2 protein-coding genes are annotated in these 3,622 nt (G+C 79.2%); both read left to right on the forward strand.

Features of this window, described 5'->3' with window-relative positions; translation table 11 throughout:
- On the forward strand, positions 1-450 hold a 450-nt coding region (locus tag ACIQOV_RS32540), incomplete at its 5' end, for a recombinase family protein (protein ID WP_401054311.1).
- 231 nt (positions 451-681) lie between these two features.
- On the forward strand, positions 682-3,603 hold the full coding sequence (locus ACIQOV_RS32545; RefSeq protein WP_401054313.1) for an ATP-binding protein: 2,922 nt from the start codon (positions 682-684) through the stop codon (positions 3,601-3,603).
- Positions 3,604-3,622: the final 19 nt, after the last annotated feature.

Consider the following 3,622-nt stretch of genomic DNA (forward strand, 5'->3'; position numbering starts at 1 on the left):
CTGCTGGAGTGGACGGGCGCCCCACTCCCGTCGCACTCCTCACCCACCGGGCAGGTGAACGACATGACCGACCGCCCCCCGCACCCCGGCCTCCCGGCCCGGCCCGCGCTGTACCTCCGCTGTTACCCCGCCGACGCGGCGGGGCTGGAGTACCAGCGCGCGGTGCTGGAGCGCCTGGCCCGCTACCGCGGCCTGCCGGTGCCCTCCGCCTTCCTGGACGACGGGGTGCGCTCCGGCGACCCGCACCCCGCCCTGGAGCGGTTGCTGGAGCGGGCCGAACAGGGCTGGGTGAACGTGGTGCTGGTGCCGGGGCCGTTCGTCTTCTCGCTCGACGACCGCAGTGCCCGGGCGACGGTGCGCCGGCTGGAGGCGCTGGGCTGCGCGGTACTCGAACTGCCCGGCCCGGACGTCCCGCCGCCCCACCCGCCGGTCCGCGCCCGGACCGCCTGAACACACTGCCCGCACCGCCCGTACGCGCACGGACACACCTCCCGCACCACAGGAACACACCACGGGAACGCACCACCGGAACGCACCGCGGGAACGCACCGCACCGCCCGCACCACCTGCGCCGCGAGGGCGCCCCGGCGGGTACCGCCGGAAACCGTCACGGCATGATGTGCCCATGGCCTTCGCACCCCTCCTCGGCGAGCGCCGCGCACCCGAACCGACCGGACGGCCGTGAGTCGGCCCGTCGAGCCGGGATCGCCCGGCGCCGGTTTCGTGTTCGTGGGGCGCCGGCCCGAACTGGACCGCCTGACCGACGCGATGCTCCGCCCGCCCGCCGTGGTCCTGGTCGAGGGCGAGGCCGGCCTGGGCAAGTCCCGCCTGGTGGCCGAGGCCGCGGCCGGTGCCGCGGCGGCGGGCCGCCTGGTGCTGACCGGCTTCTGCCATCCGCTGCGCGAGCCGCTGGCCTTCGGCCCGGTGGTGGACGCGCTGCGCGGCGTCGGCCCGTTCCTGCCGCCCGCCGACCGCATCCCGGCCAGCGCCGGGGCACTGCGCCCGCTGCTGCCCGACCTCGCCGACCGGCTGCCGCCGCTGCCCGCGGCCGCCGGTGAGGGGACGCCGGGGCTGCGGCTGCTGGTGCAGGCGGTGCGCGCCCTGCTCGGCGCGCTCGGCGAGACGGTGCTGGTCGTGGAGGACCTGCACTGGGTGGACGATGCCACCCGCGAGCTGCTCCTGCTGCTGGCCCGGGACGTGCCGGCGGGGCTGGCCCTGGTGCTCACCTACCGGGCCGAGGACCTGGCGCCGGACACCCCCGTACTGGGCGCGGCCTACCGGCGCCCCGCCGGGGTGGGCGGTGCGCTGATCCGGCTGGCCCCGCTCGCCGAGGCCGAGGTCGACGAGCTGGCCCGGGCGGCGCTGGGCCCGCGCGCGACGGCGGCGCTCACCCGGGTGCTGTTCGACCGCAGCGAGGGCCTGCCGCTGGTCGCCGAGGAGGACCTGATCACGCTGTGCGAGCAGCGCGGTTCCGGCGCGCTGACCAACGCCGCGGACCTGGCCGCCGACCTGGAGCAGTCCGAGGTGCCGCGCGGCCTGCGCGACGCGGTGACCGAGCGGCTCGCGGCGCTGTCCCCGGAGGCCGCCGCGATCGCCTCGGCCGCCGCGGTGCTGGGCGTGCCGGCCGGGGAGGACCTGCTGGCCGCCGTGGCCGGCCTCGACCCGCAGGCCGCGGCGGACGGCCTCACCGAGGCGCTGCGGGCGGCGGTGCTCAACGAGAAGCCGCTGGCCCGCTACGGGTTCCGGCACGTCCTGGCGCAGCAGGTGGCCTACCGCCGGCTGCCGGGGCCGCGGCGCGGCGCGCTGCACCGGCGGGCGGTGGCGGCGCTGGGTGCGCGCGAGCCGAGGCCGCTGGTGCAGATCGCCCACCACACGCTGGCGCTCGGCGACCGGGCGGCCTGGCAGGAGGTGGCCGAGGCGGCCGCCGACCAGGCGGTGGCGCTCGGGGACAGCGGCAGTGCCGGCGCGCTGCTGCGCCGGCTGCTGGACGAGCCCGACCTCGATCCGCGGCGGCGCGGGCGGGCCGCGCTGGCGCTGGCGCGGATCGCCGCCGACGGCGTGGATTCGGTGGCCAGCGCGGCGACGCTGACCGCGATCATCGCCGATCCGCGGCTGCCGGTGCCCGACCGCGGCGAGATCCGGCTGTCGCTGGGCTTCCTGATGGCGGTGCACGGCGGGGACCGGGCCGGTTTCGACCGGATGGAGGAGTCCCTCGACGAGTTGGAGCAGCGTCCGGGCCGGGCGGCCCGGGCGATGGTGGCGCTGGCCATGAACGAGCGCGACGGCGCCGGCGAGCGCGCCCGGCAGTGGCTGGAGCGGGCCGAGCGGACGCTGGCCGCGAACCCGGACGAGGAGGTGGCGGCCGCGGTGCGGGCCACCCGGCTGACGTTCCTGGCGCGCGAGGGCGACCCCGCGGTGTGGGAGCGGCTGGACGCGCTGCCGCGCAGCTCGCGGCGGCCGGAGATCGTCCGGCAGACCACCCGTGCGCTGTACAACGCGGGTGAGATCGCCGTGGAGTTGGGCCACGACCGGCGGGCGGCGCGGCTGCTGGAGGAGAGTCGGCGCCTGGCCCGTCGGGCGGCGATCCCCTATCTGGAGTGCTACAGCCGGATCGCGCTGGTGCGGCTGGACGGTCTGGCCGGGCGGTGGGACGGGCTGGAGGAGCGGCTGGCCGCGCTGGGTGCGGAGTTCCCGGACCTCGCGATGGCCGGGGTCGAGCAGGCCCTGCTGCGGGGCCGGCTGGCGGCCGCGCGCGGCCGGCTCGCGGAGGCGCGCGACCACTTCACGGAGGCGGGCCCGTACGGGGAGCGGGAGTCGCAGGTGACCGGGGCGCTGCGGGCGGCGGCGGGGCTGGCGGGGCTGCAGCTGGCGGAGGGGGACGTCGCGCGGGCGGCGGCCACGCTGGTGCCGGCGCTGGACGCGCTGCGCCGGGCCGGGGCCTGGCCGCGGGCCGCCGAGGTGCTGCCGGTGGCGGTCGAGGTGCTGCTGGCGGCGGGCGACGCGGCGGGTGCGGCGGAGCTGGTCGAGCAGGCGCGGGCGCATCTGGAGGGGCGGGACGCGCCGGCGGCCCGGGCGGCGCTGGCCTTCGCCGGCGGTCTGCTGCTGGCCGGTACGGATCCGGCGGGCGCGGGTGGGGATCCGGCGGGCGCGGGTGGGGAGTTCGTGCGCTCGGCCGGGCTGTGGCAGCGGATCGGGCGCCCGTACGAGCAGGCGCGGGCCGAGGAGCGGGCGGCGACCGTGGCGGCGGGGGGCGACCGGGCGGCGGCCGGGGAGCGGATCGCCGCGGCCGAGCGGGCCTATCTGGCGCTGGGCGCGGCCTCGGACGCGGCCCGCTGCCAGCGGCTGCGGCGGGAGCTGGGCCTGGGCCGGGCGGCCTCGCCGGGGCGGCGCGGCTACGGCGAGCGGCTGTCCCCGCGCGAGCGCCAGGTCGCGGCGCTGGCCGCCCAGGGCGCGGCGAACCAGGACATCGCCCGGGCGCTGTTCCTGTCGACCCGTACGGTCGAGCACCACGTGGCGAGTGCGCTGCGCAAGCTCGGGGTGGGCCGGGCGGGACTGGGCGAGGCGTTGGCCGCCGCGGACGGGGCCCCGGAGGGCACCGGCTGAGGGAGGGGAAAAAAGGGGG

It is taken from the genome of Kitasatospora sp. NPDC091257, from assembly GCF_044757675.1.
Classification (GTDB): Bacteria; Actinomycetota; Actinomycetes; order Streptomycetales; family Streptomycetaceae; genus Kitasatospora; species Kitasatospora lactacystinica.